21 protein-coding genes and 4 pseudogenes are annotated in these 25352 nt (G+C 57.2%); 3 read left to right on the top strand and 22 right to left on the bottom strand.

Translation table 11 applies throughout. From position 1 onward, the window contains the following. Positions 1–2 precede the first annotated feature (2 nt). Positions 3–440 (bottom strand): hypothetical protein, encoded by a 438-nt coding sequence (locus G614_RS0115260; RefSeq protein WP_027642646.1) that lies wholly within the window; start codon positions 438–440, stop codon positions 3–5. 119 nt (positions 441–559) lie between these two features. Here G614_RS0115260 and G614_RS0115255 point away from each other — a divergent pair, with 119 nt between their 5' ends. Further along, on the top strand, positions 560–799 hold the full coding sequence (locus tag G614_RS0115255; RefSeq protein WP_027642645.1) for a helix-turn-helix domain-containing protein: 240 nt from the start codon (positions 560–562) through the stop codon (positions 797–799). Positions 800–873: 74 nt separating this feature from the next. Here the strand turns inward: G614_RS0115255 and G614_RS0115250 are convergent, their stop codons facing one another. The 7 genes and pseudogenes from G614_RS0115250 to G614_RS32805 form a co-directional block, all read right to left on the bottom strand. Beyond that, positions 874–1173 carry a CD1845 family protein gene (locus G614_RS0115250; protein WP_027642644.1) on the bottom strand — a complete coding sequence of 100 codons (300 nt, stop codon included), beginning with the start codon at positions 1171–1173 and terminating at the stop codon, positions 874–876. Beyond that, complete coding sequence (locus G614_RS0115245) at positions 1170–1481, bottom strand: hypothetical protein (protein ID WP_027642643.1); 312 nt, start codon at positions 1479–1481, stop codon at positions 1170–1172. Before G614_RS0115245 ends, G614_RS0115250 begins: the two co-directional genes overlap by 4 nt. Positions 1482–1645: 164 nt before the next feature. After that, positions 1646–1990, bottom strand: a complete 345-nt coding sequence (locus tag G614_RS0115240; protein WP_027642642.1) for a plasmid mobilization protein — start codon at positions 1988–1990, stop codon at positions 1646–1648. 359 nt (positions 1991–2349) lie between these two features. Continuing rightward, positions 2350–3051, bottom strand: a pseudogene (locus G614_RS0115235) (DUF3849 domain-containing protein); the annotation flags it as partial. A gap of 1 nt (position 3052) precedes the next feature. Continuing rightward, on the bottom strand, positions 3053–8452 hold the full coding sequence (locus tag G614_RS27630; protein WP_242828104.1) for an SNF2-related protein: 5400 nt from the start codon (positions 8450–8452) through the stop codon (positions 3053–3055). 795 nt (positions 8453–9247) lie between these two features. After that, positions 9248–9367 (bottom strand): annotated as a pseudogene (locus tag G614_RS34475) (hypothetical protein); the annotation flags it as partial. 173 nt (positions 9368–9540) lie between these two features. Continuing rightward, the gene (locus G614_RS32805) at positions 9541–9897 is read right to left on the bottom strand and encodes a TnpV protein (protein ID WP_027642640.1); all 357 of its coding nucleotides are present in this window, start codon (positions 9895–9897) and stop codon (positions 9541–9543) included. Here G614_RS32805 and G614_RS32800 point away from each other — a divergent pair. Next, positions 9896–10699, top strand: coding sequence for a hypothetical protein (locus tag G614_RS32800; protein WP_044917926.1), 804 nt, complete (start codon positions 9896–9898; stop codon positions 10697–10699). The genes G614_RS32805 and G614_RS32800 overlap by 2 nt on opposite strands. A gap of 47 nt (positions 10700–10746) precedes the next feature. On the opposite strand, the gene G614_RS0115215 is transcribed toward G614_RS32800, so the two are convergent. Further along, positions 10747–10962 (bottom strand): transposon-transfer assisting family protein, encoded by a 216-nt coding sequence (locus G614_RS0115215; RefSeq protein WP_027642638.1) that lies wholly within the window; start codon positions 10960–10962, stop codon positions 10747–10749. Positions 10963–11333: 371 nt separating this feature from the next. On the opposite strand from G614_RS0115215, the gene G614_RS0115210 reads away from it, so the two are divergent. Continuing rightward, complete coding sequence (locus tag G614_RS0115210; RefSeq protein WP_027642637.1) at positions 11334–12560, top strand: IS110 family transposase; 1227 nt, start codon at positions 11334–11336, stop codon at positions 12558–12560. Positions 12561–12704: 144 nt separating this feature from the next. Here G614_RS0115210 and G614_RS0115205 read toward each other — a convergent pair whose 3' ends face one another. From G614_RS0115205 to G614_RS27620, 13 genes and pseudogenes are all read right to left on the bottom strand, one after another. Continuing rightward, complete coding sequence (locus tag G614_RS0115205) at positions 12705–15650, bottom strand: LPD16 domain-containing protein (RefSeq protein WP_027642636.1); 2946 nt, start codon at positions 15648–15650, stop codon at positions 12705–12707. Positions 15651–15652: 2 nt separating this feature from the next. Further along, on the bottom strand, positions 15653–15934 hold the full coding sequence (locus G614_RS0115200; RefSeq protein WP_027642635.1) for a hypothetical protein: 282 nt from the start codon (positions 15932–15934) through the stop codon (positions 15653–15655). Next, positions 15931–18030 (bottom strand): type IA DNA topoisomerase, encoded by a 2100-nt coding sequence (locus G614_RS0115195; protein WP_027642634.1) that lies wholly within the window; start codon positions 18028–18030, stop codon positions 15931–15933. Before G614_RS0115195 ends, G614_RS0115200 begins: the two co-directional genes overlap by 4 nt. After that, complete coding sequence (locus G614_RS32795; protein WP_027642633.1) at positions 18011–18229, bottom strand: hypothetical protein; 219 nt, start codon at positions 18227–18229, stop codon at positions 18011–18013. The genes G614_RS0115195 and G614_RS32795 overlap by 20 nt, the downstream gene beginning before the upstream one ends. Continuing rightward, the gene (locus G614_RS0115185) at positions 18226–18999 is read right to left on the bottom strand and encodes a DUF4366 domain-containing protein (protein ID WP_027642632.1); all 774 of its coding nucleotides are present in this window, start codon (positions 18997–18999) and stop codon (positions 18226–18228) included. Before G614_RS0115185 ends, G614_RS32795 begins: the two co-directional genes overlap by 4 nt. Continuing rightward, positions 18989–19246, bottom strand: coding sequence for a DUF4315 family protein (locus G614_RS0115180; protein ID WP_027642631.1), 258 nt, complete (start codon positions 19244–19246; stop codon positions 18989–18991). Before G614_RS0115180 ends, G614_RS0115185 begins: the two co-directional genes overlap by 11 nt. Positions 19247–19276: 30 nt before the next feature. After that, the gene (locus G614_RS0115175) at positions 19277–21010 is read right to left on the bottom strand and encodes a CD1108 family mobile element protein (RefSeq protein ID WP_027642630.1); all 1734 of its coding nucleotides are present in this window, start codon (positions 21008–21010) and stop codon (positions 19277–19279) included. After that, positions 21003–21371: a DUF3851 family protein gene (locus tag G614_RS0115170; protein ID WP_027642629.1), complete on the bottom strand. Its 369-nt coding sequence runs from the start codon at positions 21369–21371 to the stop codon at positions 21003–21005. Before G614_RS0115170 ends, G614_RS0115175 begins: the two co-directional genes overlap by 8 nt. Before the next feature lie 2 nt (positions 21372–21373). Continuing rightward, the gene (locus G614_RS0115165) at positions 21374–23824 is read right to left on the bottom strand and encodes a VirB4-like conjugal transfer ATPase, CD1110 family (RefSeq protein ID WP_044917921.1); all 2451 of its coding nucleotides are present in this window, start codon (positions 23822–23824) and stop codon (positions 21374–21376) included. Beyond that, positions 23784–24170 carry a PrgI family protein gene (locus tag G614_RS27625; RefSeq protein WP_044917918.1) on the bottom strand — a complete coding sequence of 129 codons (387 nt, stop codon included), beginning with the start codon at positions 24168–24170 and terminating at the stop codon, positions 23784–23786. The genes G614_RS0115165 and G614_RS27625 overlap by 41 nt, the downstream gene beginning before the upstream one ends. A 17-nt stretch (positions 24171–24187) precedes the next feature. Next, a complete protein-coding gene (locus G614_RS0115155; RefSeq protein WP_027642627.1) occupies positions 24188–24724 on the bottom strand; it encodes an MT-A70 family methyltransferase in 537 nt (178 codons plus the stop codon). Between the two features lie 11 nt (positions 24725–24735). Next, a pseudogene (locus tag G614_RS0115150) lies at positions 24736–25014 on the bottom strand (hypothetical protein); the annotation flags it as partial. Between the two features lie 99 nt (positions 25015–25113). After that, a pseudogene (locus tag G614_RS27620) lies at positions 25114–25352 on the bottom strand (group II intron reverse transcriptase/maturase); the annotation flags it as partial.

Genomic DNA, 25352 nt, shown 5'->3' with positions numbered 1-25352 from the left:
CCTCAGCTGCCCATCTCGTCACGGTATGAAATAATCTGTTTCTTTTTCTGTTTGGCGCACCGCAGCGTTGTGGCAGCTCCACCCCAATCATGGAGGACATACGCTACTACCACATCAGCGGATTCTACCATCCAGCGGTTCCTATGCGAAATTGCGAAACGGCGCGGCACAGTCTCCAGCGGTGGGTACACCGTGCTATCGTAACCGGAAGTGTCTCTCCCGGTGTTAAGATAGGCCAAGACAAGAATCAGCTCAATCTGTGGATACCGCTTTTTCTGCGATCTCAGAACAGACGCTGCCAAGCTGTCAAAAGCTCCATAGCCACCCAGGTAAAAGGTAATCGCGCCTTGCTCAATCAGTTTCTGCGTAACATCGCATAACCATTGCTCAATTTTCTTGCTCTGCGAAATCTGTGCATGACCGCAAAAGGTCACAGTCATAAAAACACCCCTGATTCCATCATAGCGCAAATAGCGCCATTAGTACAGGTACAGGGACTAATTTTCACACGCCTGCCCATATAATAACTTTAGTACAGGGACAGGGACGGTGAGTGCGATTGAAGCTAAATCAGGCGGTCAGCAGACGCCTTTCAGAATTGCTGGAGGAGCGTAAGATGACGCAGTATCAGCTGTATATGAAAAGCGGTGTTCCCAAGTCCACCATCGGCAATATCATCAACTGTTCTTACGATTCCGTGAAGCTGCGGATCATCCATGAGATGTGCCAGGGGCTGGGAATTGGAATAGACACCTTTTTTGCTTCGCCACTTTTCAAAGAAGATAATCTGGAACCATAAGACCTCCGACGAGCTTCGCCGGAGGTCTTATCATAAGCCGAACACCCTCTCCACCAACGGGAGAGGGTGTCTTTTTAACCGTAAACCAAATCCTGTATTGCATATTTCAAATCCTGCACCTTGCCCAGCAGCCAAAAGGCCAGCTTCGGCAGCCCAAAGGGGCTTATGAGAAACGCGATTACCAACAGAATAAGGCCGTTCTGCGGGGAGTATGTCATCAGGACGGCCACGCCCAGCAGGGCGATCACCGTACTGAGCAGCCCCAGCACCAGGCCAGATACATAGACCAGCCCCACGCAAATCCAGATGGCCAGGGTGAGCAGCAGGATCACCGGCGCAATCACAATCTTCATAATCAGCTTCAATACGGTCATTTCATGGCCTCCTCTCGACGATCCAAATACTTCTGGCACAGACGGCGGACCTGTTCCTCGTCGGCCTCGTTTTCTTCCCGGCGTCCCTTTGTCAGCTGAATGGAGGCAAAGGATTCGTACTCAACCAGCAGATGGTTAAACAGTTCCTCCGGGGTCCGGCACACATCACCCTCGCAATAGGGCGGGTCCGGGGGCGAGCCGTTGAAGGACACGCAGACATATCCGTACCGGCTCTTGTAGACTTCCAGCTCCATATCCTGCGCCAGATAGTCCTCGAAAATCTCTAAAACCTTTTCAAAGGTCAACATCGGTATCTCAACTCCTTTGTGAGATGTGAGAACATTTTGCTATCTGCCTTTATTATCCGGCAAGCCCTGTCAAAAGGCAAGGATGCGGACAAAAAGAAAAAGCGGAGGGAGGCGCGGCGAAAAGAACGCCGTTCCTCCCTCCGCAGATGGGATATATACCCCGGTCACGATAGATTGGAGAGCTGGGTCAGGATTTCCTTCACGCCCTCCCATAGCTGTTCCTGACGCTGGGCTATATCCTCCAGGTCAGCGTCGTAGACACGCCCGGTCTCATGCACTCGGCGGGTGAGCTGGTTCAGGTTGTTGCTGCTCCGGCGCAGCAGAGACACCAGCTCCTTCAGCTCCGGCAAGTCCAGCTGCACCACATAACCGTCCAGGGCCATCTTCCGCAGATAGGCTTCTCGGTTCTTCGTCCCAAGTTGGGACATTTTCTGCTCGATCAGCGCCAGCTCCTCCGGGGAGACCCGAAAATTCACCTGGACCTCCCGTTTGCGCTTTGGGGCGCTCACCGTTCCGGCTCCCGTTTCTTATGGCCCGGAGCTTTGGGGGCTGCCTGTTTCGGTTCCTGCTTCAAATGCTCCCGGACAGAAGGCCGGGGCTGGCGCAGCTCCTTGGAGCGGTCCTCGCTGGCCAGGATGGTGGCATAGGTCCCAGGAAGTCCCTTCATACCGGTAAACGCCAGACTGCGAAACGGCAGGAGATTCATCAGCCGATCATGGTCTTTGCTCCCGGCACGATTCAGAAACTCCGGGGAAATGCGGGCCATGTAATGGGTCCCGTGGGGGCTGTTCGGCATATCCGGTGCGCGCAGCTCCCGCAAAATCCGTTCTGCCTCTGCCTGGATGTCCCCTGCCGTCAAGGGTTGGCGGCGCAGATGTTCCTCGCGCACCAGATCAATAAACCCGTTCAAAACAGCAGGGTGGCTGTTCAGGGCATACCCACACCGGACGGTATCGGAGTTGTAGTTGGGGATGGTCTTTGCCCATTCCTTGTTGCGGGGCGAGTAGCGCCCATCCCAGTCCTGGAGCTGGACGGTGTTGGCAAGGACCAGCATGACCCGGTCCATGCCGTAGGTCTCAATTACACCCTTGGCGGCATCGTGACTGAGATACATCCCGTCGAAGTGTTCCCGCACCGCTGCTTCAATGGCCTCCTTGCATTGGAGATTGGCGTTATTGGAAGCCCGGTACTGTTCCAGCTCCCCATGCTCTTTCGCATACACAGCAGAGTGAGGGTAAATGGCGGCTTTCCGCAGCTCCGCCTGGGCCTTGCAAGCATCATCGGCCCGGTTCTCAATGCTGTCCCGGATCACATCCATGTAGCCGGTCTCCAGCTTCTCAAAGTGACGGTACACATCGGCCAGCGGTGTGGGCGAATCCAAGAGGGCCTGGGCCTGGGCGTCGGTCAGCTCCAGCTGCTCCATCGCCATCACGATGTCCTCCCGAACAGTGTACTCATAGGCATGGTTCAGGACCTCTGCCGGGGGCTGGCTTTTCAGCCAGTCCCGGTATTTGTCCTGTTCAGCGGCCATCTTCTCATAGAGGGCCGTATTCAGATCGTTGGTATTCATGTTATCGCACCTCCTCATGCTGTTTCGGTTTCTTTTCGGGGCTGCGGGGCGGCACCGGACGCTTCAAGCTGTCCAGCACCGAGGGCCGTGCGCTCTTGGCAATCACGGACTCCGGCTGAGAGCGGCCCTTGCCGTCCAGATTCAGAAGCGTGTCCAGCTCCACCAGACGGGCGGACTTTACCCGCAGATCATCCTCATAAGAGAAAGGCTTGCCAACTTCCTCCTTGGCGGCGGCCTGCTGCTGGTACAGATTGTCCAGCTGGGCCTTGGTCGCCTCCAGGCGCTGGGGCATTTGAGAGAGCGCATTGTCAATGCGGGTCAGGTTGCCGCGTGGGTCTGTGCCGAGGCTTGCCCGGTGGGTCATCTGGCCTTTCAACAGGAGCGTATATTCCTGTTTCCAAGCGGAAAACTCCACGGACATAGTAAAGCCCCGGTAACTGCCGATCTGCACCGGTTCGGAGCCTTTGACCTCCTTACAGGCGTCCAGCAGGGCTGCACCGGCGTTTTCTTTGTCGGTCAGCACATCGCCCCGGATCTCCATCCCGGCAAAGCCATCCTCCGGGTGAGGATGGGCGGCCAGGGTCTCCAGGTCTGCCTCAAACCCCTGGATAAAGCCCTTGTGCTTTTCGATTTCCTCCGGGAAGTATTTCAGCAGCTGGTCCTCCAGACGATACTGCTTGCTCTGGTGGTCGGCTTTCATCAGCTTCAGCTTGGAGACCTCCACATCCAGGTCCATGCGCTCCTTGATACGGGGGTCTCCGGCGCACAGGGCCTTGATCTCGGCAAAGGACAATGCCGTTTCGTCCACATCGTCGCAGCTTCTCACCGGCGATTTGGAAGTCATAATCTGGCTGATGAATTTCTGTTTGTTCTCCACTGTCTGCCACAAATAGGCGTCAAAGGTTCCCTCAGTCACATAGCGGTACACATGGACCAGGGGATTTTGGTTGCCCTGGCGCTCGATACGGCCCTTGCGCTGGGCAAGGTCTCCCGGCCGCCACGAGCAGTCCAGGTCATGGAGCGCCACAAGCCGGTCCTGCACATTGGTGCCAGCGCCCATCTTGGCGGTGCTGCCCAGCAGGACACGCACCTGGCCGGTGCGGACCTTGGCGAACAGTTCCTTTTTCCTCACTTCGGTGTTGGCCTCATGGATAAAGGCAATTTGATCGGCGGGCATCCCCTGGGCGATGAGCTTTTGCCGGATGTCCTCGTAGATGGTAAAGACCGGCTCCGGCTCTTCCAGCGGCACAGCCTGTTCCAGCGCATGGAGCGTGGGGTTGTCCAGCGCCTTGGCTGCCTTTTTGGAAGGGGCCGCCTGGGGCGTGGAAATATCGCAGAACACCAGCTGGGTCAGCTTGTCAGCCTCGCCGTCTCGCCAGATCTGCATGATGTTTGCGACACATTGGTTGACCTTGGTGCCGGGTTCGTCCGGCAGCGCCTGATTGATAATGCGCTGGTCCAGGCCCAGCTTGCGGCCATCGCTGGTGATCTTGAGCATATTGTCCTGGGAGGGGTCCACCGTGCCGCTGTGTACCAGGGAAGCACGCTCGGATAGCGCCTTCACCATTTCCTGCTGCTGCTCGGTGGGCTGGGCCACGATGTTGTGGTATTCTACCTCCGGGGTGGGCAGATGAAGCTGATCGGCGGTTTTAATGTCCGCCACCTCTTTGAACAGGTTCATCAGCTCCGGGAGATTGAAAAACTTGGAGAAGCGGGTGCGCGCCCGGTAGCCGGTGCCTTCCGGTGCCAGCTCCAGCGCCGTCGTCGTTTCACCAAAGCGCGACGCCCAGCAGTCAAAGTGGGTCATACTCAGTTCCTGCAAGCGGTCATACTGGAGATACCGCTGCATGGTGTAAAGCTCGGTCATGGAGTTGCTGACCGGGGTGCCGGTGGCAAAGATAACCCCTCGGCTGCCGGTGATCTCGTCCATGTAGCGACACTTGGCGAACATATCGCTGGACTTTTGGGCATCGCTGGTGGAGAGGCCCGCCACATTCCTCATTTTTGTGTAAAGGAACAAATTTTTGTAGTTATGAGCTTCATCGACAAATAACCTGTCCACGCCAAGCTGCTCAAAAGTCACCACATCGTCCTTGCGGCTCTCAGCCTGGAGCTTTTCCAGTCTGGCCTCCAGGGATTTGCGGGTCCGTTCCAGCTGTTTGACCGTGAAACGCTCACCGCCGCTGGCCTGCACCTCAGCAATACCCTCGGTGATCTCGTCGATCTGCTCGTAGAGGAGCCGTTCCTGGCGCTCCCGGCTGATGGGGATTTTTTCAAACTGCGAATGTCCGATGATAACGGCATCGTAGTCTCCGGTGGCAATTCTGGCACAGAATTTTTTGCGGTTGTGGGTCTCAAAATCCTTGCGGGTCGTGACCAGGATTTTTGCAGAGGGATAAAGCCGCAGAAACTCCGATGCCCACTGTTCTGTCAGGTGGTTCGGCACCACAAAGAGGGACTTCTGGCATAGCCCCAGGCGCTTGGATTCCATCGCAGCGGCCACCATCTCAAAGGTTTTGCCAGCGCCTACCTCGTGTGCCAATAGTGTATTGCCGCCATACAGCACATGAGCAATAGCACCCAGCTGGTGATCCCGCAGGGTAATGGACGGGTTCATGCCGCCAAAGGTGATGTGGGACCCGTCGTATTCACGGGGCCGGGTGGAGTTCATTTCCTCGTTGTACTGGCGCACCAGGGTCTGGCGGCGCTCCGGGTCCCTCCAAATCCAATCACGGAAAGCGTCCCGGATGGCCTGCTGCTTTTGGGCGGCCAGAGTGGTCTCCTTGGCGTTCAGCACCCGGCGTTCCTTGCCGTCTGCGTCCTCCACGGTGTCGTAAATGCGGACATCCCGCAGATTCAGGCTGTCCTCCAGAATCTTGTAGGCGTTGGCACGGCTGGTTCCGTAAGTGGTGTAGGCCGCCACATTGTTTTCGGAGACAGAGCTTTTGCCCGTGATCTGCCACTCGGCGGTATAGGAGGTATAGTTGACCTGGATGGCGCGTTGAAGGTAGTTCGGGGTGTTGAAAGTCTCATACATGAACTGCTGGATGTACTTCTTGTCAATCCAGGTAGCGCCCAGGCGCACCTCGATCTCCGAAGCGTCCAGGTCTTTGGGCTGGGCGGCGGTCAGGGCCTCCACATTGATGGCAAAGGCCGGGTCCTGCTGTGCGGCTCGCTGTGCCTGACGGAGCTTGCGCCGAACATTGCCGGAAAGGTATTCGTCGGCGGTCACATAGGTGGGCCGTTCTCCCTCCGGCACAGGCCCAGGCAGACGGAAGATCACGCCTTGCAGCTCGGCGGCCAGCTCGTCAATGGTCTTGCCGGTGAGTTGTTCCATATACTCCATGTCCACACGGGCCTTTTCCGCGATGGATACGGCCAGAGCTTCGCTTGCGGTGTCCACGGAAGTCACCGCCTCATGGGGCTTGATGGTGCGCTTTGTGAACATATCTGCTTTGTGCTTCAGTTGGCCATTCTCGTCAATGACTTCCAGCGCGCAGAGCAGATAGTAGCTGGAATCATCAGCAAAGGCCAGCCGGTTTGCCCGGTCATTGATAAGGCCGTGCTTGGTGGAAAAATCGTCATAGAGCTGGTTCAGCTCCACCTGTTTCTCACGAATGTCGCTGTCCGGTGTAGCTGCGTCCATTTGCAGGTCGATCAGTTCCTGGACACAATCCCGCAGCCTCACCATGCCTTTAATGCGGGCCTCGGCGGTGGCGTTGAGATCGGGGCGCACCATGCGGCTGTTCTCCCGGAAATACACAGCTCCGTCCACCACGGTATAGGAGTAGTTCTTCACATTGGGGTCAGCGGGGATAGAGGTGTCGATGGCTTCGCCTTCGCCCAGCTCCGGCAGCTCGGCCTCCTGGTAGGTGCCGCGAATGTACTTCACGGCATCATGCAGCTGATCGGCCAGCTCCAGGCCCTCGATGGGGTTCACGGTGTAGTCCATGCCGTGTGCGGTGCTTTCCGGCTCCTGTCGGCCCAGCACCATTTCCGGGTGGTCCAGGAAATAGCGGTTGATGGCAAAGCCGTCCTCGGTCTGTCCGGTCTGCGTCCACTCCGGCACGATGTCCAGCGGGCGATCTCGCTTTTGGAGGAAGATGATGTCCGATACAACCTCGGTCCCGGCATTGGCCTTGAACGCATTGTTGGGCAGACGGATAGCCCCCAGCAGCTCGGCGCGCTGGGCCAGATACCGGCGCACGGTGGAATCTTTGGCGTCCATCGTATAGCGGCTGGTGACAAAGGCCACCACGCCACCGGGACGCACCTGGTCCAACGCCTTGGCAAAAAAGTAGTTATGAATGCTGAAATTCAGCTTGTCATAGGCTTTATCCCGAACCTGATACTGGCCAAACGGAACATTACCCACCGCCAGATCATAGAAATCCCGCCTGTCGGTGGTCTCAAACCCTGCCACGGTGATGTCGGCCTTGGGGTAGAGCTGCTGGGCAATCCGCCCGCTGATGGAATCCAGCTCCACGCCATAAAGACGGCTGTTTCGCATTTCCTCCGGAAACATACCGAAGAAATTGCCTACACCACAGGACGGCTCCAGGATGTTGCCGGTCTCAAATCCCATGCGGCCCACAGCCTCGTAAATCGCTTTGATGACCGTAGGGCTGGTGTAGTGCGCGTTGAGGGTGGAACCTCTGGCAGCAGCGTATTCCTCCGGGGTCAGCAGCTCCTTCAGCTGGGCATATTCCTTGCTCCAGCTTTCCTTGTCGGGGTCAAAAGCATCGGCAAGGCCGCCCCAGCCCACATACCGGGAAAGGATTTTCTGCTGTTCCGGCGTTGCCTGCCCGGTGGTTTCCTCCAGGTATTTCAGCAGCTTGATTGCCTCGACATTGGCCTGGAACTTGGCCTTGGGGCCGCCTTCGCCCAGGTGATCGTCAGTGATACGGAAATTCTCGGCGGTGCGACGCAGATTGGCCTTGTATTCCTCATAGGAGGCTTTCTCGGCAGCTTTGACATTAGGGAAAGTCTGCCACTCGCCGTTTACCTGGATGGAAACGGGGTGTTCGTCCAGCACCTCATCCAGGGTTTTCTCCGGCTGGGCGGCAGGTGTAGGCGGTTCCAGTTCCTGCTCCAAATGCTGACGGATCACTGAAATCGGCTCCACCCGGAAGATGGGGAATCCCACCGCATTTGCAAAGGTCACATCTTGCAGCTCTACCCGGCCAATATCCGGTTCCAGCTTGCTGATCTGGAAAGTACGTCCATCCAACGCAAAGGTGGTTTTGCCCGGAATGAGGTTCTTTCGGGCATACTCGGCATCGGAGAGCGGTTGGTTCGACTGCTCCTGTTCTTCAGCGGCAATCTGCTCCACATCTGCCATAACACGCTGGATGAACGGGTCATTATCCAGCTTTTCCTCGTCCACCAGCTCGCCATTCACAATGCCGCGCTCGGCCAGCGCATCCCGGATGGCGATGGGGTCGATGTTGTCAAATCGGTCCTGTTCCGCTTCGGTGTAGAACCGATCCTCCTTGATGAGCTGGGCGATCCGGCGCTGTACCTTGGGCCAGGGCAGCACCGTTCCTTCGGGGCTTTCCGGTCGGACCGCAAACGGAGTTTTGCCGTCGCCGCCGTCAAACTCATGGGCCAGCCACGCAGCGGTGTCTTTCTCCCGTGCATGGTCCCTCATGTAGCGAACAACGGCGTGTTTGCTCTCGATCTTGCCGTTCCACTCCTGGATAGCCCGGTCAATGTCATTGTCCGAAAGAGGGCGCAGCAGCTCATGGAGTTTGGGATAGGTCTCGTCGATTACCTCCCGGTGCAGGCGCTGCCGGAACTCCGGGGTGTCAGAATAGAGACGAAGCAGGCCCATATTGCTGGACCCCAGGACAGCACGACGAATAGCGGCGTTGCCCTCAATCACGGCGTTCTCGTAATCACTGTGTCCGCAGGCGTTCCGGTATCTGGTGTCCTGGGTAACAGCCTCCAGCACGATGGGCTTGTATTGCTCATGCAGCTCCCGGAGGGTGGCGGCTTGGATGGCTTCTTCGTCCCGGAACGCCCGGAACCCGTCAGCACCATACTCCGCTTCATGGGCGTTGATGTCCTGTTCGGCCTCATGGTCGATAGAGAGGACGGAATACTCCCGGCGCTGGGTGCTGCCCTCCAGGGTGGCGGAGACCGTCACATCATGCTTGGCCCTGAGCTGTTCCAGGTACTGCTCCAGCCGGTTTGCCGGGAACCCGCACATTTCCACACGGCCACCGCCAGGGATAGCACGGGAGACCAGTTGCAACCCCAGCTCCGGCGCGGCTTCTTTGGCGTCCTCGCCATAAATCTCGAAGAAATCGCCCATCTGATACAGGACCATATCATCCGGGTGTCGCTCCTTGACACCGTTGTATTCCCACACAGCCGGGTCCGGCTGCGGCTGTTCTTGGGCAAAAGAAAAAGCAGAGGATGTTTTCACATTCTCTGCTTCATCTATTCTTTGGATTTGTTCCGCTTCGGAGAGGAACAGGTTTAGGGTTAGCTGTTGATAAGCTCCGCCATCAAAATCTCCTCCACTTGGGCCTTGCAGGTGTTCATCAGACCCACCCAGCGCATCGGATCGCGGGCTTTCAGCTCCTCCGTCGCGCCCGCCGACTCCGCCAGCTGGGGCATCATCTGCTCCAGACGGCTGTTCGCCGTCTCGTCGATCTCGATGAGGTGCGGGTACAGCTTCTCGGTCAGCAGCAGCTGGTTGTAGATCAGGGGCCGGTGTTCCTTCAGGTACGCTTTCCGCATCCTGCCGTACTTGCCCAGGGGCTTCTCCGGCTGTTCGCTCAGGCTCAGGTCGGGAATCAGGTAATCGCCGTTCCTCGTGTAAGTCAGGTTGTTCTCCATGTGTAACGCTCCTTTCCGCGAGTTGTTCGCGCTCATAGTTCTGGATGGTGACGCCGATCTGCCGCAGCACCTGCTGGTTCATCTGGCTGACCGCCGCTCCCAACGCCCCAACCGTGGCCGGGGTATTGAAATCGAAAATCGGCATGAAGTCCTCATGCTGGAAATATTGTTCCGTATCCAGTCCGCAGCGGGACATCAGGGCGTAGGCAATGCTGACGGTGGCGGCGGACTTAAATTGGACTTCGATGTTGAGTTCATCGTACTCCTCCAGGAACGAACCGTCAACGATGTAGCGGAAGTCCTGCTGATGCTCGTCCCAATACTCACTCGCCAGCTTTCCGGCCACATCGGTGAGCTGCTGGGCAAGATCGTCACCGGCAACACCGTAGTTGCGCTCCAGCATGGCCGACACAGGCCCGATGTGCTGTTCCTCCAGCTGCCACAGCCAGGGGGTGCGGGAATGTTCACGGGTCCCGGTGTCGGAAATATCGAACACATAGCGCAGGCGGGGCCTGTCGCCGGAATCGTCCACCAGGGCGATACCCTTGGAGCCACGGCGCACATACCGTCCCATTTTTTCATTCCACAGGTCGTACTCGGCGCAGGCGGTGGCGTCCGGGCGCTGGGCGTAAATCATCATCTGTTCATGGAATGGGTATTTGTAGAGGCGGGCGGCAGTAGTGAGAAAGGCTGTCCATTCTTTCCAGCTTCCCACAAGCCGGGTCGATACCTGCTCGGCCATCTGCCGGTAAAATTCAGCTTTGGATGGCATGGTTTTCTGTCCTCCCTTCATGTTAAATAGAAATGGGGCGGCACATCAGGCCGCCCCGCTGGGTCTTGGTGTGGTTTTTACTCGTCGAAATCCGGGTACAGCTCCAGCTCGGCAAACTCGGCGTCGCTCATAGCCCGGAGCTTGGAGAGGGCGCTGTCCGTCAGCTCCCGCAGCTCGGCTTCCTCCGGGGAAAGCTCGCCGCGCATCTCGGTCAGAGCCTCGATCAGCCCGGTGCGGCTGCCGGTGTTGTAGATACAAAGCAGGTTCGTTTCCTCAAAAGTGAAGTTTCCCATATCAAATCTCCCTCGTATAATATGATTTGCAGACCGTTTTGTAAGTGTGTCTGCTTAGTGCACTTGTTAGATTAGATATCAGCAGGCTTAGAGATGCCCATGATACAATAGCTGTAGGACAGCAGGGTTAAGTTCTGAAATCTCCCGTTGAACCGAAAGGTTGCTTCACGGAAAGTCCGTTCCCCTGAGCCGGAAGTTAGCTGCAAACTCATTGGCTGTTTGCCCGGGTGTAGGCCGCCCTTTCAGCAGTGAGGGATATCGCATCGGCCTGCTCTGGAATGATTCTGATAGGCGAGGTTGCGGATGCTCCGGTTATCATGGGTATCTCAAAGCCTGCTGGCCTGAAATCTCCATGCGGGGAGGTGAAAATTATGAACCCATTATTCGTTGGTATTGATGTGAGCAGCAGGAACAATGTGGCCTACCTGATGAAACCAGACGGCAGCAAGTACTCCAGTTTTTCTGTGCAGAACAACCTTGGCGGGGCTAAACTGTTGTCAGAAAGAATCGTATCGGCACTCGGCTCCATGCAGCTCAGTGATGTTGTGATCGGTCTGGAGGCCACCTCTATCTACGGGGACAGCCTTGTCTACGCTCTCCGAGAAGATGGCAGACTGGGGCAGTTCCAGCGAAAGATTCATGTTCTTAACCCCAAGCAGGTGCGGAAATTCAAGGAAGCCTATCCTGACCTGCCTAAGAACGACTGGGTGGACGCCTTTGTGATTGCCGACCATCTGCGTTTTGGCAGAATCGCCAGGGAGGTCTACATGGATGATTACCGTTACAAAGCACTCCAAACCCTGACGCGGGCCAGATTTGAGGTCATTCAAAATCTGACTCGTGAAAAACAGCGGTTTGCCAACTACCTGTTTCTCAAATGCTCCGGCATGGCCCAAGATAAGGATATTGCTAATTCCAGCTCCACCACGATTGCTCTCATGGAGCGCTTTGAAACAGTGGATGATCTGGCAAACTCTGATCTGGAAGAACTGACCGCCTTCGTTACAGAAACAGGACGTGGAAGATTTGCAGATCCAGCTGCCACAGCCAAAGCGGTGCGAGCTGCTGCCAAGGGCTCCTATCGTCTGCCCAAAACGGTAAATGACACCGTGAATCAGGCCATGTCTGTCTCCATTGCCTCTATGCGGGCCTTGAAAGAGCAAGTCAAGGTTTTGGACAAGGCCATTGAGCAGCAGTTTGAAATCATCCCCAATACCCTGACTTCCATTCCTGGCATTGGCAAGGTTTACTCCGCCGGCATCATCGCTGAAATCGGCGACATTCACCGGTTTGATTCTCAAGCCTCCGTTGCCAAGTTTGCCGGCCTTGTCTGGCACAAAAATCAGTCCGGTGAATTTGAAGCGGAGCATTCCCGAATGATTAAATCCGGCAACCGCTATCTCCGCTACTATCTGCTGGAAGCCGCCAACTCTGTGAGAAGATGCGACTCCGAGTTCCGGCGCTACTACGACCTCAAATTCAAAGAGGTCAACAAGTACCAGCATAAACGCGCACTCGCTTTAACTGCCAGAAAACTGGTTCGGTTGGTCTTTCGGCTGCTGAAGGACAACCGCCTGTATATCCCGCCGGAGAGCTGAGTACACCACTCGCAGCTCTGGCGCTCCCGCCCTGTTTCAAAAAATCTTAGGGGGCAGGGCTTAGGTTGGTGTTGCCTTTTTTCTGCTTACGCAACTGTTTTCCTGCATTTATTCTCGATTTTTCCTGCCATCACCCTCTTGACTTCATACCATTAGACTTTCCGCGCTCTTTTTGGGCGCTGTCTTTTTGTGTTCCGCCTTGGGCTGGTTTTTCAGCTGCTCCATGACGGACTTTTTCTTTTCCCGGTCCTCCCGGTGGGCGGCGGCAGCCAAATCCATGAGAGAAATCGGCTGGCCGCTGCGGGCCTGCTGTTCCAGCTGGGCCACTGTCGGCTCCTTGGGTCCGTTGTTGATGATGCCGTCGATCATACCGTAGTCATCCTCCACGACCATTTCCGCATTTTTCAGCGGATTGTCCGGCAGGAATCCGGGAACCTGCTCAAAGCCGAAGCTGTCGCAGTAATGACAGGATACCTTGCCATCCCGCTTAATGGCAACGATGTCGCTTACGCTCATGGACGGATGGCGGTAATCGGCGGGATGTTCATTGTTGAAGCGGTAAAAGAGCTGTTCGGCGGTATCGCCTTTCAGATCGGAGGGCAGCAGCGGAGCGGTGTAGACCAACTCATAGTTGTCCCGCTGCACCGTCTGCCCGATGGACTGGAGCCATTCCAGGCCCTCATAGCGGATGTCCCGCAGCTCGTCGGTGTGCTTCACCTGATAAATAGCGAAGCAGTCCCCCTTGTGGGAGAGAAACGCCTGCTCCCGTTCCTCCTGGTGGGCCATGCGATCCTTGACCAGCTTATCAAACTCCGGGCTTTCCTCCCATTCCTCGCGGGGCAGGGCAAAGATACCGTCATGGGCATCCAGATCAGCGGTGTCAAAGGCCATCACCGGATTTTCGCCCTCCTGGATAATGTAAACGGTCAGGTCACGCTCCATCAGCTCATAGGCTCTCTCTTTGGAGAGGGGCAAAAGGTCGCTGTCCAGGCAGCCGCATTTCTCCAGATCGTCCTGGGTCAGAACCGGGTCCGGCATGGGATATTCGTCCAGCGCCTGTTCCTGAGCATCCGGCAGCAGGGCGGCTGCGGCTTCTGCGGTCTGCTGGCTGGCCTGTTCATACAAAGTCTCGATCATGGACAGCGGCGCATACTTGATGGATTTGTCACCCAGCCCCAGGTCCTTGCAGATGTGGCTGACCGCTGCGGAACGGCCCATGTCCGGTCCATCCAGCTGGCCGCCGTCCATCTGCTTCATGGTTGCCACATCGTAGAGCGTGTAGTCCCAGCCGGTATCGCAGGGCTGAACATGAAGATATGTGGCATCATCCAACACCAGCAGGGCCTCCTGGTACTCGGCGCTGGGCTGAGATACTTCTTCCGCAGCCTGCGGGGGTGTCTGCTCCGGGTCCGGGGCGGCAGTCAGGTCAATGCCGCGCTCCTTGCAGATTTCCTTGTAGTTGCGCTCGATGTCGTTAATCAGCTCACAGGAAGTCTTGTTGATGGTCTCCAGACTGGCCCGCAGCTCCTTCAGCTCCTTGTCCTTCGACCAGGAAGCGATGTAGCCAAAACTGTTCTCGCCGGTCTGGATGCCGAAATACTGACAGACCGCATAGGAAATGCTCTCGGCCTCTACTTCCTCGGTGTTGCGGTTCTTGGCGGCCTGTTTCACCGCCGTCAGATCTTCCTCCACCTCCAGCCGCCACTCAAACCGATTCTCGTCCACAAAGCGCCAGCCTTCCTCGGCGGCGGCCTGTTCCGCCTCTGCCTCGGTGGCGAAGTCCAGACGGAAGTCATGCTTGGTGCCGCCCTCGCTCACCATCACGATCTTCCAGGTCGGCTCCGCTTCATACTTTTTGGGGTCGTGGAGCTTGCTGTGCGCGGTCTCATGGACAGCGGCGGAAACGGTCTGCACCTCGCTCATGCCTTCCCGGATTGCGATCCGCTGCTGGTCAGAGGAGAAATAGCCGTCCATGTTCTCGGCCATCGGCTCAAACTCGATGGGGACCGGGGCGGAGCGGCGCAGAGCTTCCATGAAAGCCTCATAGTGCGGCACCGTCCCGGACAGGCTGGAGGCCAGCTCTGGCAGGGGCTTTCCGTCCGTCTGGCTCACATCGAACACCTTCACCGGACGGAACATGGGGATTTCAATTTCTTTTTCCTCCATGACCGCCTTGCCATCCGCGTCCAGGATGGGTGCATGAGTATCCGGGTCGCGCTTCATTTCCTCGATCTTCTTTTTGTAGGGCGTGGGGGCAATGATGGTGATACCATGCTCACCCTTTTTCACATGGCGCTCAAACTGGTTTTTCCACTTGTTGAACCCGGCCACCAGGGTAGCGTCCGGGCGCTGCATATAGATAAGCATGGTGTTGTTGACCGAATATCGGTGGAACTTGGACATGACGGACAGATAGCGCATATACTTCTCGCTCTCAAACAGCTCCTTGATACCCTGTTCAATGCCCGCCGTGATCTCCTGCAACCGTTCCCGGTTGGTGGGCTTATCAGCCATGAATTTCACTCTCCTTTCCAAATTGGCGATTTCTGAATGATGTTCGGCAATCCACAGTCTTTGTTCATCGGGAGTATCCTCCAGAAAAAAATCCAGCAGATAGCCCACATAGTCCTTTCGTTGGATTGCTTCCATAAACCGGGGGTGGGGATTTTCCTCCGGTGTTTTGGGTGTATAGTCCGTTTCCCACTTGCGGAGCAAGTGAAAGTAGTCGGCCAGAACCCGAAAGGTATGGTCCCGGTCCTCCTTGAATTTCTGGGCCTCGGATTTCTGCCGGACATAGCGCCTCCGGGGAGGAGCCTGACTGTCATAAGCCAGGCCAAAATCCTGGGCCAGCTTCTCGGCGGCCTCTTTGGGGGACAGATTGTAGAGCCTCGCGGTGAAGTCAATCACATCGCCGGTGGCTCCGCAGCCAAAGCAGTAGAAATATTCCTCATTCAGCTTCATGCTGGGATTTTTGTCATCGTGGAACGGGCAACAGGCCATACCGCTCCGATTGACCTCGATCCCATACATCTGCGCCGCTTCCCGGACGGTGATGGACTGCTTGACGGTCTCAAAGACACTTTCAGCCATGCTTACTCATTGCCTTTCTTGGGGGTGGGCGGCCTGTACCCGGCAGCCTTGGCCCGTTCACTGGCAGCCTTACGACGCTCGGCGCTGTACGGTTCCCGGACAGACACGCAGCGTTTGGGAACGAGAAAGGTTTGGCGGTCCTTTTTCACGATCTGGTCCGGGTATTTCTCCGCCAGCCGTCGCAATTTCTCCAGCAGCCGGGAATCATGGGTATAGACTTCGGCGGTAGCCTCGGCCTGGTTGTAGAGGATAATGGTTTCCTGTTCATAAAGGGAGAGTTTCATCGTTTGCCGCCTTTCTGCTGGTCAAACTCCAGCTTGAAATTGGCGTACTGCCCATCGTCCTCCAGCACCACAGTGGCATCGTAGGTCTTGCCGGTTTTCTCGGAGTACAGGCCCCTCACATGAGCGCGGCCATCTTTGAGCAGTGCCGTTACGATGGCTTTGGTAGGTTGCTTGTGCTTCAGCTCCCACCACTTGTTGTTTTTCCAAATGGCAAATTTACAGCCCTCGTTCTGGCAGAAGAAGCCTTTTTGCAGCTCCGCCACATCGCCGCCGCAGCGGGGGCATTTGCCCACCACTTCGCGGGGCGGAGTGAACAGATACTCGGTGCCTTTAATCATCCGATAGGTTCCCACCAGCTCTTTGAGCATGGCACTAATCCCAGCCATGAAATCCTCCGGGGCCAGCTCGCCACGCTCGATTTCACCCAGCCGGTACTCCCACTCAGCAGTCAGAAGGGGCGATTGCAGCTGCTCCGGCAACACGGTGATAAGGGATACCGCATCATGGGAGGGCATGAGCTGAACGGTTTTCTTGCTCTTTTTGCGCTCCAGAAAGCCGGTGGAAACCAGCTTTTCCAGAATCCCGGCGCGGGTGGCCGGGGTCCCCAGGCCCTTGCGCTCGGCATCCTCCGGCATATCGTCCTTCCCGGCAGTCTCCATCGCGGAAAGCAGCGTATCTTCGGTGAAGTGCTTGGGCGGGGTGGTCTTGCCCTCCTTGACGGCAGCACCAGAAAGGGGCAGCGTCTGACCTTCAGACAGCTCCGGCAACGCCTTGTCCTCGGTTTCTTTGTCCTGCTCCACATTCTTCAGCTCTGCGCGATAGGCAGCGTCCAGCGCCCGCCAGCCGTGATTTTTCACTGTGCGGCCCTTGGCAGTAAACTCCGCTCCGGCGCACTCGACAACAACGGCGGTTTCCGCAAAGGTATAGGGCTGGGCCACAGCGCACAGCAGCCGCAGGGCTACCAGCTCCAGTACCGCCTTTTCACCCATCGGCAGGCCGGTCAGGTCCGCGCCCTGGAGGTTGCGTGTAGGGATCACCGCATGGTGGTCGGTCACTTTCTTGTCGTTGATGACCTGGGCCGCATTGCAGGCAAGCTCCATACCAGCGGCAAAGGGCAGCGCCCCAGCAGTGAGCCGTACCAGCTCCGGCAGACTCGCTGCCATATCCGAAGTCAGGTAACGGCTGTCCGTCCGGGGGTAGGTACAGAGCTTCTTTTCATAGAGGTTCTGCAAATAGTCCAGGGTTTGCTGGGCTGTGAACCCCAGCAACCGGTTGGCGTCCCGCTGGAGGGTGGTCAGGTCATAGAGGGCGGGCGGCTTCTCGGATTTGTCCTTGCGCTCCACCTTTTTCACCGTAGCAGCCGCACCCTGGCAGGCCGTTTTCAGCTGCTGGGCGGCGACCTTGTCCGCCATGCGTTCCCCTGAAACAGAGAAACCGGGCAGCTCCAGCGTCACCGTGTAAAACGGCACCGGCTTAAAGGTGTCGATCTCGGCCTCCCTCTGGACAATGAGGGCCAGTGTTGGGGACATGACGCGCCCGATGTTGAGGGTCCGGTGGTACAGCACGGAAAACAGCCGGGTGGCATTGATACCCACCAGCCAATCCGCCTTGGCGCGGCAGAGTGCCGCATCCCGCAGGCCGTCATAGTCCGCGCCGGGGCGCAGGTTCGCAAAGCCCTCCCGGATGGCGGAATCCTCCATCGAGGAAATCCAGAGCCGCTTCATGGGCTTCTGGCAGCCCGCCAGCTCGTAGACGGCGCGGAAAATCAGCTCCCCCTCGCGTCCGGCATCGCAGGCGTTCACCACCTCGGTCACATCCGGGGCGTTCATCAGCTGTTTCAGCACATCAAACTGTTTCTTCTTGTCCTTGCTCACCACCATCTGCCAGGGTTCCGGCAGAATGGGCAGATCGTCATAGCGCCACTTGGCGTAGTCCGGGTTATAAGCGTCGGCGTCGGCCAGACCAGCCAGATGGCCCACACACCAGCTCACTCGCCAGCCGCTGCCCTCCAGATAGCCGTCCTTGCGGGCGGTGGCCCCGATCACGGCGGCCAGACTTTGGGCAACGGACGGTTTCTCAGCGATCACCAGCTTCATTGTTTTTCTTCCTCCTTTCCCGCAGCCATGCGGTCAGCTGCCGGTGGCAGAATCCCACGCAGGGCTGACCGTCACGGTAATTTCCGCAGCCATAACAGGGGTGGCCGGGAGATAAAGAAGGAGGACGGGAAGTTTCCATCCCGCCCTCCGGCCTGCGTGTCATCATGCGTTCATAGGGGCTGTCGGTGAAGCGGGTCAAACCGTCTTGTCCTCGCTTTCCTCGTCGCCGCCCCCGTCAGCGTCCAGCTCGTCAGATTCCTCGGTCTCCCAGGAGTCCTCGTCCTCCTGGTCGGTATCATCCTCGCCGTAGTCATAATCGTCCAAATTGTCGTTTCCCTTGGTCTTGGGTTTGTTTTTCACCAGCTTAAAGTAGGCAAAAGCACCGCCGCCACCCATCAGAGCCAGCACCGCCAAAAGAATGGCCGGATTCAGTCCTGCGGGTTTCTGCGCCGGTTCTTCCAGCTCCGGGGTTTCTTCCGGGGTCTCCGGTTCCGGCTCCTTGCCCGTGCAGCTGCTCATATTGGTGGCACACACCGGGCAGGCGGTATTGACCGCACCGGCTACACATTTCTCCGTACAGGTACAGGTGGCGGGCTGCTCCTGGGTGGTCTGACCGTCCTCCATCAGCGCCATCAGGTCCGCCTCGTCCACCTGGTTCAAGAAGTGGACAGCGGTTTCCTTGTCCTCGTTGGCCCGGTCAATGAGGATGTAGAAATAGTTGCCCGCCTTGGTGGTGACGGTGATGAGCTGCTTGTTGCCGCCGAAATCATCCACCAGGGCGGCGTTGCCATCCGGGGTCAGAGCCGGACTGTCCTCGGTTTCCTCCACCACCACATTGGCGTCGTTTGTGGCGTCCTCCGCCGGGGGCTGGTCCGTCCCCTGGGCAAAGGCGGTCACGGAAAGGCCCATCATCAGCACCAGGGCGGCGCAGAGAGCCGAAAGGGTTTTGAAAATTCTCTTATTCTTCATGGTCGGTGTCCTCCTGTTCGTTGTAGTTGGCGGAGGCAGCGGCCATGCCAGGGACCGTACCGCCGGAGAGCATGGCGTTCAGCTGCTCCGGGGTCAGCCGCAGAGCGCGCACCATCTGGACGATCTCCAGGTTCTCCGCCTCGGTTTTCTGCGCCTCCAGGGCTTTCAGCTTATCCTGGTACTCCGCGATCTTCTCGCGGACCTTGGCAATCTCCTGGTCAATGCGCTGGATTTTGTTCTTAGCCATTTCAATCACTCCTTTTCTCATAAATCGGCCTTACCAGTTCATCAGGCCGTAACCCTTGATGCACTCGTAGGTCAGGGAATAACTCTTGATCTTGCAGGCGTCGCCGGAATTGCCCTCCACGGTGTAGACCCGGCTGCCGTCCGTGCCGACCACAAGGCCCACATGGTCGGCGCTGCCATCCAGGTCCCAATCGAAGAAGATGGCGTCGCCGGGGGCAATATTGGCGTAATCACGCCCGCCCCATTGTCCGTGAGACTGGAACCACGGGATGCCCTGGGACTGGCAGGCGGCAAAGCGCGGCTCGGACAGCCCCATCTGGCCGTAGCACCAGGATACAAAGCAGGCGCACCACTCCACGCGACTGTTAAAGCCGTACCAGCTCCAGTAGGGCTGACCGCCCACATTGCCCACCTGGCTTTTGGCTATATCCACCACGGCCTGATTGCCGGGGCGGGTGCCGTTGACGAACTCAACACCAGCTAAACTCTCGGAATCGCTGGTGTCGGAGGAACCACCGCCGAAAATCAGCGGCTTGTTGCCCAGCGTCTGCCGGTACACCTGGTACATCTCCAGCTGTTCCGGGGTCAACAGCTCCGAGGCAACAGACGAAATGGGCTTGCTGGTGAGCTTCACATTCAGAATGTAGTAGTTGTAAGGAACCTGAACGGTGTAGCTATTGCCCTCGCTGTCAGTCCGGGTTTCCGTCCGATAGCGTACTTCAACTTCCTCGGTGAGCGTCAGCTGATACTGGGCATCAAATACACGCTCCAGCTCTGCCTGGGCGCTCTGCCGGGTGTAGCCCTGCAAGACAGCGGACAGGTAGGCCGCCAGCTCATGGGGGTCATGCCCGATCATGTCGAGGTCGTAGCGGTACTCGTCATACCCCGGATGGCTGCTTTCGATGTTGTCGATCTCGACTTGCAGCGCCGCTTCCTTGGCAGCGTAGTCCGCCTCCACCGCCACCAGCTCCGGGTCATCCGACGGGTAGGTGGTGCCGGACACCACAGAACCGATGCTCTGCGCCATCATGGAGCAAGAGGACATGGTGTTGAGCAGCATACAGACCAGCAGGAAGATCGCGCCAGCAATCAGAAAGCCCTTTTTGTGGCGCATGACGAATGCCCCGGCCTCCTGTGCCTTTTCCTTGACCGTCTTGGCGGCCTTGCCGGTCTTTTGGGCTGCGCTTGCGGTATTCCCGGCAGTTTGACCGGCGCGCTTGGCGGCAGCGTATTCCTTTTTGATGGCCTGTTTCTGCTGCCAGCGGGAAATGGGGTTGCTGGCAAACTGAGGATTTTCCCGCAGGGACTTCTGATACAGGGCGTTCACATTGGCCTTCTCCAGCTTCTGCTCGGCCTGGGCTGCCTTGCGGTAGGGCTTCAACTTGTGGCTGCGGTAGCCCTCCCGAACCAACCGTGCGCCGGTCTCAGCAGCCTCCTCGGACTTGTGGGCGCTCTCCACGCCCACATTGTCCTGTTCGGTCTCCCGGATTTCCTTGTGAACTTTCCCCAGGGCGGCATTGGCGGGGGTATCCCGCACCGCATGGGACAGCTTGGAGGGCGGCTTCTTCTTGTCCTCCAGCACCAGCTTGGTGGTCACTTTACCGGTCTCCGGGTCTACCGTCTTTTGCCGGACCTGCTTTTTGGGAATTTTAGCCTGCGCCTTATCCGCTTTGGCGGCGGCCTTGTCCGCCTTACGAATGGGCTTCTCCAGCGCCGGGTCAGAGCGTTCCTCGTCTGTAAAGCGCAGGCGCGGTTCCTTATTCAACCCATTCACCCAGCATGAGGGCGTCCATCATGTAGCGCAGCTCCACACAGACGGCCAGCCCCACAGGGTCATGGAAGGGGTGCTGAAGCAGATGGGCGTAGATCTGCGCCACCACATTGGCCAGCAGCTCAGACTGGCTGCCCTCGAAGATGACGATGGCGGGAACACCGTTCATGGCGCACCAGATTTCCGTCAGGCGCAGCAGACCCGCCTCGCCATCCTCGTTCAGCTCCGCCGCCTGATCCGCCGCCGTGCGGGTCTCGCTGACGGCATCGGCCAGCTCGGTGAGCAGACAGGTGCGCTCACTCTCTAGGGCATCGTCAAAAAACATCATGGTGTTCAGTTCAGTATTGGGTTTCATGGTCATTCATCCTCCTTTTTCAGTTCCTGGGGTTTGGTGGTCATAATGCGGTACAGCTCGGTATTCTTCGGGAAGTGATCCACGAAAGGCAAGATCGTGGAGCCATAGAACAGCAGGCCCTCGCCCTCGCTGGAGTGGGTCACATAGGAAAGCTGGTGCGGGGAAATGCCCAGCTGCTTGGCGAGAATCTGCCGGTCTCCACCCGCCTGGTTGAGCATATACACGAAGTCGGAGTTCTCAAAGATGTTCTCCACCTCGCGGGAAGAAAGCAGGTCCTTGACATTCTGCGTGATGCCGGTGGGGATGCCGCCCCACTTTCTGAATCGCTTCCAAATCTCCACCGTGTAGGCGGCGGTCTGTTCTTCTTTCAGCAGCAGATGCATCTCGTCGATGTAGTAACGGGTGGACTTGTGGGCGGCACGGTTGATGGTGACGCGGTTCCACACCTGGTCCTGGACCACCAGCATACCGATCTTTTTCAGCTGCTTGCCCAGCTCCTTGATGTCATAGCAGACAATGCGGTTGTTGATGTCCACATTACTCTGGTGGTTGAACACATTGAGGGAGCCGGTTACATAGATTTCCAGCGCCGTGGCAATGTACTGTGCCTCTTTTTCCTCCTGCGTCCGCAGCAGGTTGTAAAGGTCCTCCAAGATGGGCATATTCTCCGGGCGGGGGTCATTGAGATAGGTCTGATAGACCAGCCGCACACAGCGGTCAATGATGGTTTTCTGTACCGGCTGCAAGCCCTCCTTGCCGCCCACGATCAGCTCACACAAAGACAGGATGAAGTCAGACTTGAGGGACAACGGACTTTCATCGTCCGAATAGTCCAGGTTCAGGTCCATCGGGTTGATGTAGTTGGTGGAGGTGGGCGAAATCTTAATGACCTGCCCATGCAGGCGCTCCACCAAGGGCGCGTACTCGGCCTCCGGGTCACAGATGATGATGTCATCATTGGTGAGCAGGAAACAGTTCGCGATCTCGCGCTTGGCGCTGAAGGACTTGCCGGAACCCGGCGTACCGAGAATCAGTCCGTTGGGATTTTTCAGCAGCTTGCGGTCCACCATGATGAGGTTGTTGGACAGGGCGTTGATCCCGTAGTACAGCGCCTCTTTGCCGTTCTGGAAAAGCTCCTGGGTGGTGAACGGAACAAAGATAGCTGTGGAACTGGTGGTCAGCCCTCGCTGAATCTCGATCTGATTGAGACCCAGGGGCAGCGCGGACATCAGCCCTTCTTCCTGCTGGAAGTCAAGCCTTGTCAGCTGGCAGTTGTACTTCTGTGCGATGGAGCTGGCCTGGAATACATTGTTGTCCAGCTGCCGGGGATTGTCCGCCGTGTTCAGCACCAGGAAGGTGACAAGGAACATTCGCTCGTTCCGGCTCTGCAAGTCCTGCAAGAGCTTCTTGGCCTCGGCACCGTAGGTGGCAAGGTCGGAGGGAATGATGTCCATGTCATACCCGGCACGGACAGCCTTTTTCTGTTCCTCAATCTTGCTACGGTCCAGGTCGGTGATTTTCCGCTTGACCGTCTTGATGGCCTTGATCTGGTCCACGGACTGGATATGCAGGCTGACAATCAGGCTGGATTCCATGTCCAGGAAATCCGCCAGCATTCGGTCATTCAGCTCCGGCGCGAGAATCTGCAAAAAAGAAACAGCCCCGTATTTCTTACCCATACGGAACTGCTTGCCGGTACGGAACTCGAAGCCGGACGGGGCGATGAAGTCCTTGGTGGACAGACCAGACGGAGCCAGCCAATCCCATTCAAAGCGGAACGGCACCTGTTCATCCATGTGGAAGATACCGTGGAGCTGTGCCAGTCGCGCCTTGCCGTCCAGGGTCTCGGCGGCCACGCCCAGACGCTTGAAGTTATTGAGAATGTCGGTCTCAATGCGCTCCAGGCGAGGCTTGGCGGCCTTGAGGCTGTCGGCGTCGATGCCGAAGGTCAGGTACTTGGTCTTGATAAGACCGTTGTTGCCTCTTGCCAACTGGTTTTGCAGCATGGTGGTGTACTCCACCCGGATGCTGTCAAAATCATCCCCCTGGAGAGGAATGTTGATGGCGCGGGCAAAAGTTTCCTCGGAGGCTGCGAGGTTCAAAAAGGACAGCTGGAACTGAATGGAGCTGTCGAAGTAGTTGAGGAAATCGCACCAGCCCTCGAAGATCGCCGTCTTGTCCTCGTTCTGCGAGAGCTGATAGTTGATGTCCTGGAATTGGATGGTCTTTGTGTAGCGGCTGCCTGCCACACGGCAGATGCCGTCCGGCCACATCCGCTCATAAGGGATGCTGTCCTGGGCCGACTTTTCTTTCCGATCCGTGCGGTTGGCACGGGCGATGGCGGCCTCGATCTGCCTTCTGTCGGCACGGGACAATCGTTTCTTTTTGGAAACCGGCGGCTGTTTGCCATCCTTATCGGCCTGCCGGTTTTTCTTTGCGGTGAACAATGTCATACACCTCCTTGTCGAGTTTTGCCTGCCGTTCCAGAACGGCATAAAAGTTGTTGGTCCTATACGGGCGCTCCTTGGGTCGGATAACGGCCACCTTGATGATGTTGCCCACGATCTTTTCCAGGGGCTGGCCGTGCTTTTCATACATCGCCAGCATGAAGAAGGGTAGCATGACCAGCATCATACACATGGCTGCCACGCTGTTTCCCACAGGCCCCCGGAGCAAAAAGAAAAGCGGTACGCCGATGAGCGCCCCGCCGCCGAAGCAGACCAGCTGCCTCTTGGTCAAGTTGAATGCGACCTTGGTTTTGACTTTTGTAAGATCCTTGGGTACGGGTACATAAGCCATTGGGATTACCTCCTTCTTTATGGAAATGAAATCGAGCTGTCTACTTCGTTGCCCCACGCATCCCATCCTGGTGCGGTTTGACGGGCAAACAGCTCAATGCGCGGCAAATCACCCATGAGTTCCACAATCCGATCCCTAACAATGTCGGGTTTCTTGCTGTGCTGCTCAACAGGTGCAAAAACCAGCTGCCGGACGCTGGCGCTCTTTCTCTTGGGTTTTCCTTTCACAGCCAGCAGACAAATCTCAGCGTTGCTTCGCGTCCACCAGCCAAGGCCCAAGAAGAAACCGCTGCCGGATTTATTCTGCTTGAGCCAGACAAACGCAACGGTTTTGAAAGTGAATCCCCACGCCGTAATGAGTTTCAGCGCTTCGGGCAGTTTGGGAAAGGTACACCACAGAAACAAAACACTTGTATCGGCTGCCAGCGTAGATACCGGAAGCTGGTACAGCTGTTCATCCGGCATGGTTGGGTAATGGTTTTGGGCTGCCCCGCTTACTTTGCCGCTCCGGTAGCTCCAGGGAGGATCTGCATAAATGATTTGATATTTCCCCATACAGACCCTCCTTAGTGTGCATTGAACACAGACTTTGCGAGGCTGCCGGTCTTAAAGAGGGTAAAGCACAACAGGACCGTATAACCCACGCAGCTCCAGATGGCCATGATGATGTCGGATTCGGTGGCGATACTCTGCACCAGCACGGCGTAGATCGCCACACAGACGATGATGAGAAATGCCTGGAAGCCCAGGGCAATCAACGAGCGCAGATAGTTCTGGCCCATGCCGCCCCATTCCTTGCCCATCATGGTGGCCATAGGGATGGGGGCCACCGAGGTCACAAGTAGGGTAAGAACCCAGCGCCTTGCCATATCGCTATGGCAGGTTTCCGAGAACTCCCCTCCGAACCGGACTTACACCTCTCGATGTATCCGGCTCTCCAGATGTCAGTCTAATTTCCCTGCGTGTAACTTATCGTGACAGTCAATACAGAGTGCCATTGTCTTGCGCCTGCGCCCAATCATGGCGATTTCCCATTGTTTTCTGCCACTTAAATCTTTGAGTTTTCGTACATGGTGTATTTCGAGCGGTACATTCTCTGCGCCGCACCACTCGCATTTGTTCGCTTGTAGCCTTTTAATCAGGCTGTTGCGCCCATAGTTCTCAACTACTCTTGCTACTATAT

This window comes from [Clostridium] clostridioforme AGR2157 (assembly GCF_000424325.1).
Lineage (GTDB): Bacteria > Bacillota > Clostridia > Lachnospirales > Lachnospiraceae > Enterocloster > Enterocloster clostridioformis_A.
Note: the sequence above shows the minus strand (reverse complement) of the source record. Positions and strands in the feature narration are given on the sequence as shown.

Coding starts and splice junctions, on each gene's coding strand:
- G614_RS0115260 (WP_027642646.1), bottom strand. CDS start 440: ATGACTGTGACCTTTTGCGGTCATGCACAGATTTCGCAGAGCAAGAAA.
- G614_RS0115250 (WP_027642644.1), bottom strand. CDS start 1,173: ATGACCGTATTGAAGCTGATTATGAAGATTGTGATTGCGCCGGTGATC.
- G614_RS0115245 (WP_027642643.1), bottom strand. CDS start 1,481: ATGTTGACCTTTGAAAAGGTTTTAGAGATTTTCGAGGACTATCTGGCG.
- G614_RS32800 (WP_044917926.1), top strand. CDS start 9,896: ATGTGTAACGCTCCTTTCCGCGAGTTGTTCGCGCTCATAGTTCTGGAT.
- G614_RS32805 (WP_027642640.1), bottom strand. CDS start 9,897: ATGGAGAACAACCTGACTTACACGAGGAACGGCGATTACCTGATTCCC.
- G614_RS0115215 (WP_027642638.1), bottom strand. CDS start 10,962: ATGGGAAACTTCACTTTTGAGGAAACGAACCTGCTTTGTATCTACAAC.
- G614_RS0115210 (WP_027642637.1), top strand. CDS start 11,334: ATGAACCCATTATTCGTTGGTATTGATGTGAGCAGCAGGAACAATGTG.
- G614_RS0115205 (WP_027642636.1), bottom strand. CDS start 15,650: ATGGCTGAAAGTGTCTTTGAGACCGTCAAGCAGTCCATCACCGTCCGG.
- G614_RS0115200 (WP_027642635.1), bottom strand. CDS start 15,934: ATGAAACTCTCCCTTTATGAACAGGAAACCATTATCCTCTACAACCAG.
- G614_RS0115195 (WP_027642634.1), bottom strand. CDS start 18,030: ATGAAGCTGGTGATCGCTGAGAAACCGTCCGTTGCCCAAAGTCTGGCC.
- G614_RS0115185 (WP_027642632.1), bottom strand. CDS start 18,999: ATGAAGAATAAGAGAATTTTCAAAACCCTTTCGGCTCTCTGCGCCGCC.
- G614_RS0115180 (WP_027642631.1), bottom strand. CDS start 19,246: ATGGCTAAGAACAAAATCCAGCGCATTGACCAGGAGATTGCCAAGGTC.
- G614_RS0115170 (WP_027642629.1), bottom strand. CDS start 21,371: ATGAAACCCAATACTGAACTGAACACCATGATGTTTTTTGACGATGCC.
- G614_RS0115165 (WP_044917921.1), bottom strand. CDS start 23,824: ATGACATTGTTCACCGCAAAGAAAAACCGGCAGGCCGATAAGGATGGC.
- G614_RS27625 (WP_044917918.1), bottom strand. CDS start 24,170: ATGGCTTATGTACCCGTACCCAAGGATCTTACAAAAGTCAAAACCAAG.
- G614_RS0115155 (WP_027642627.1), bottom strand. CDS start 24,724: ATGGGGAAATATCAAATCATTTATGCAGATCCTCCCTGGAGCTACCGG.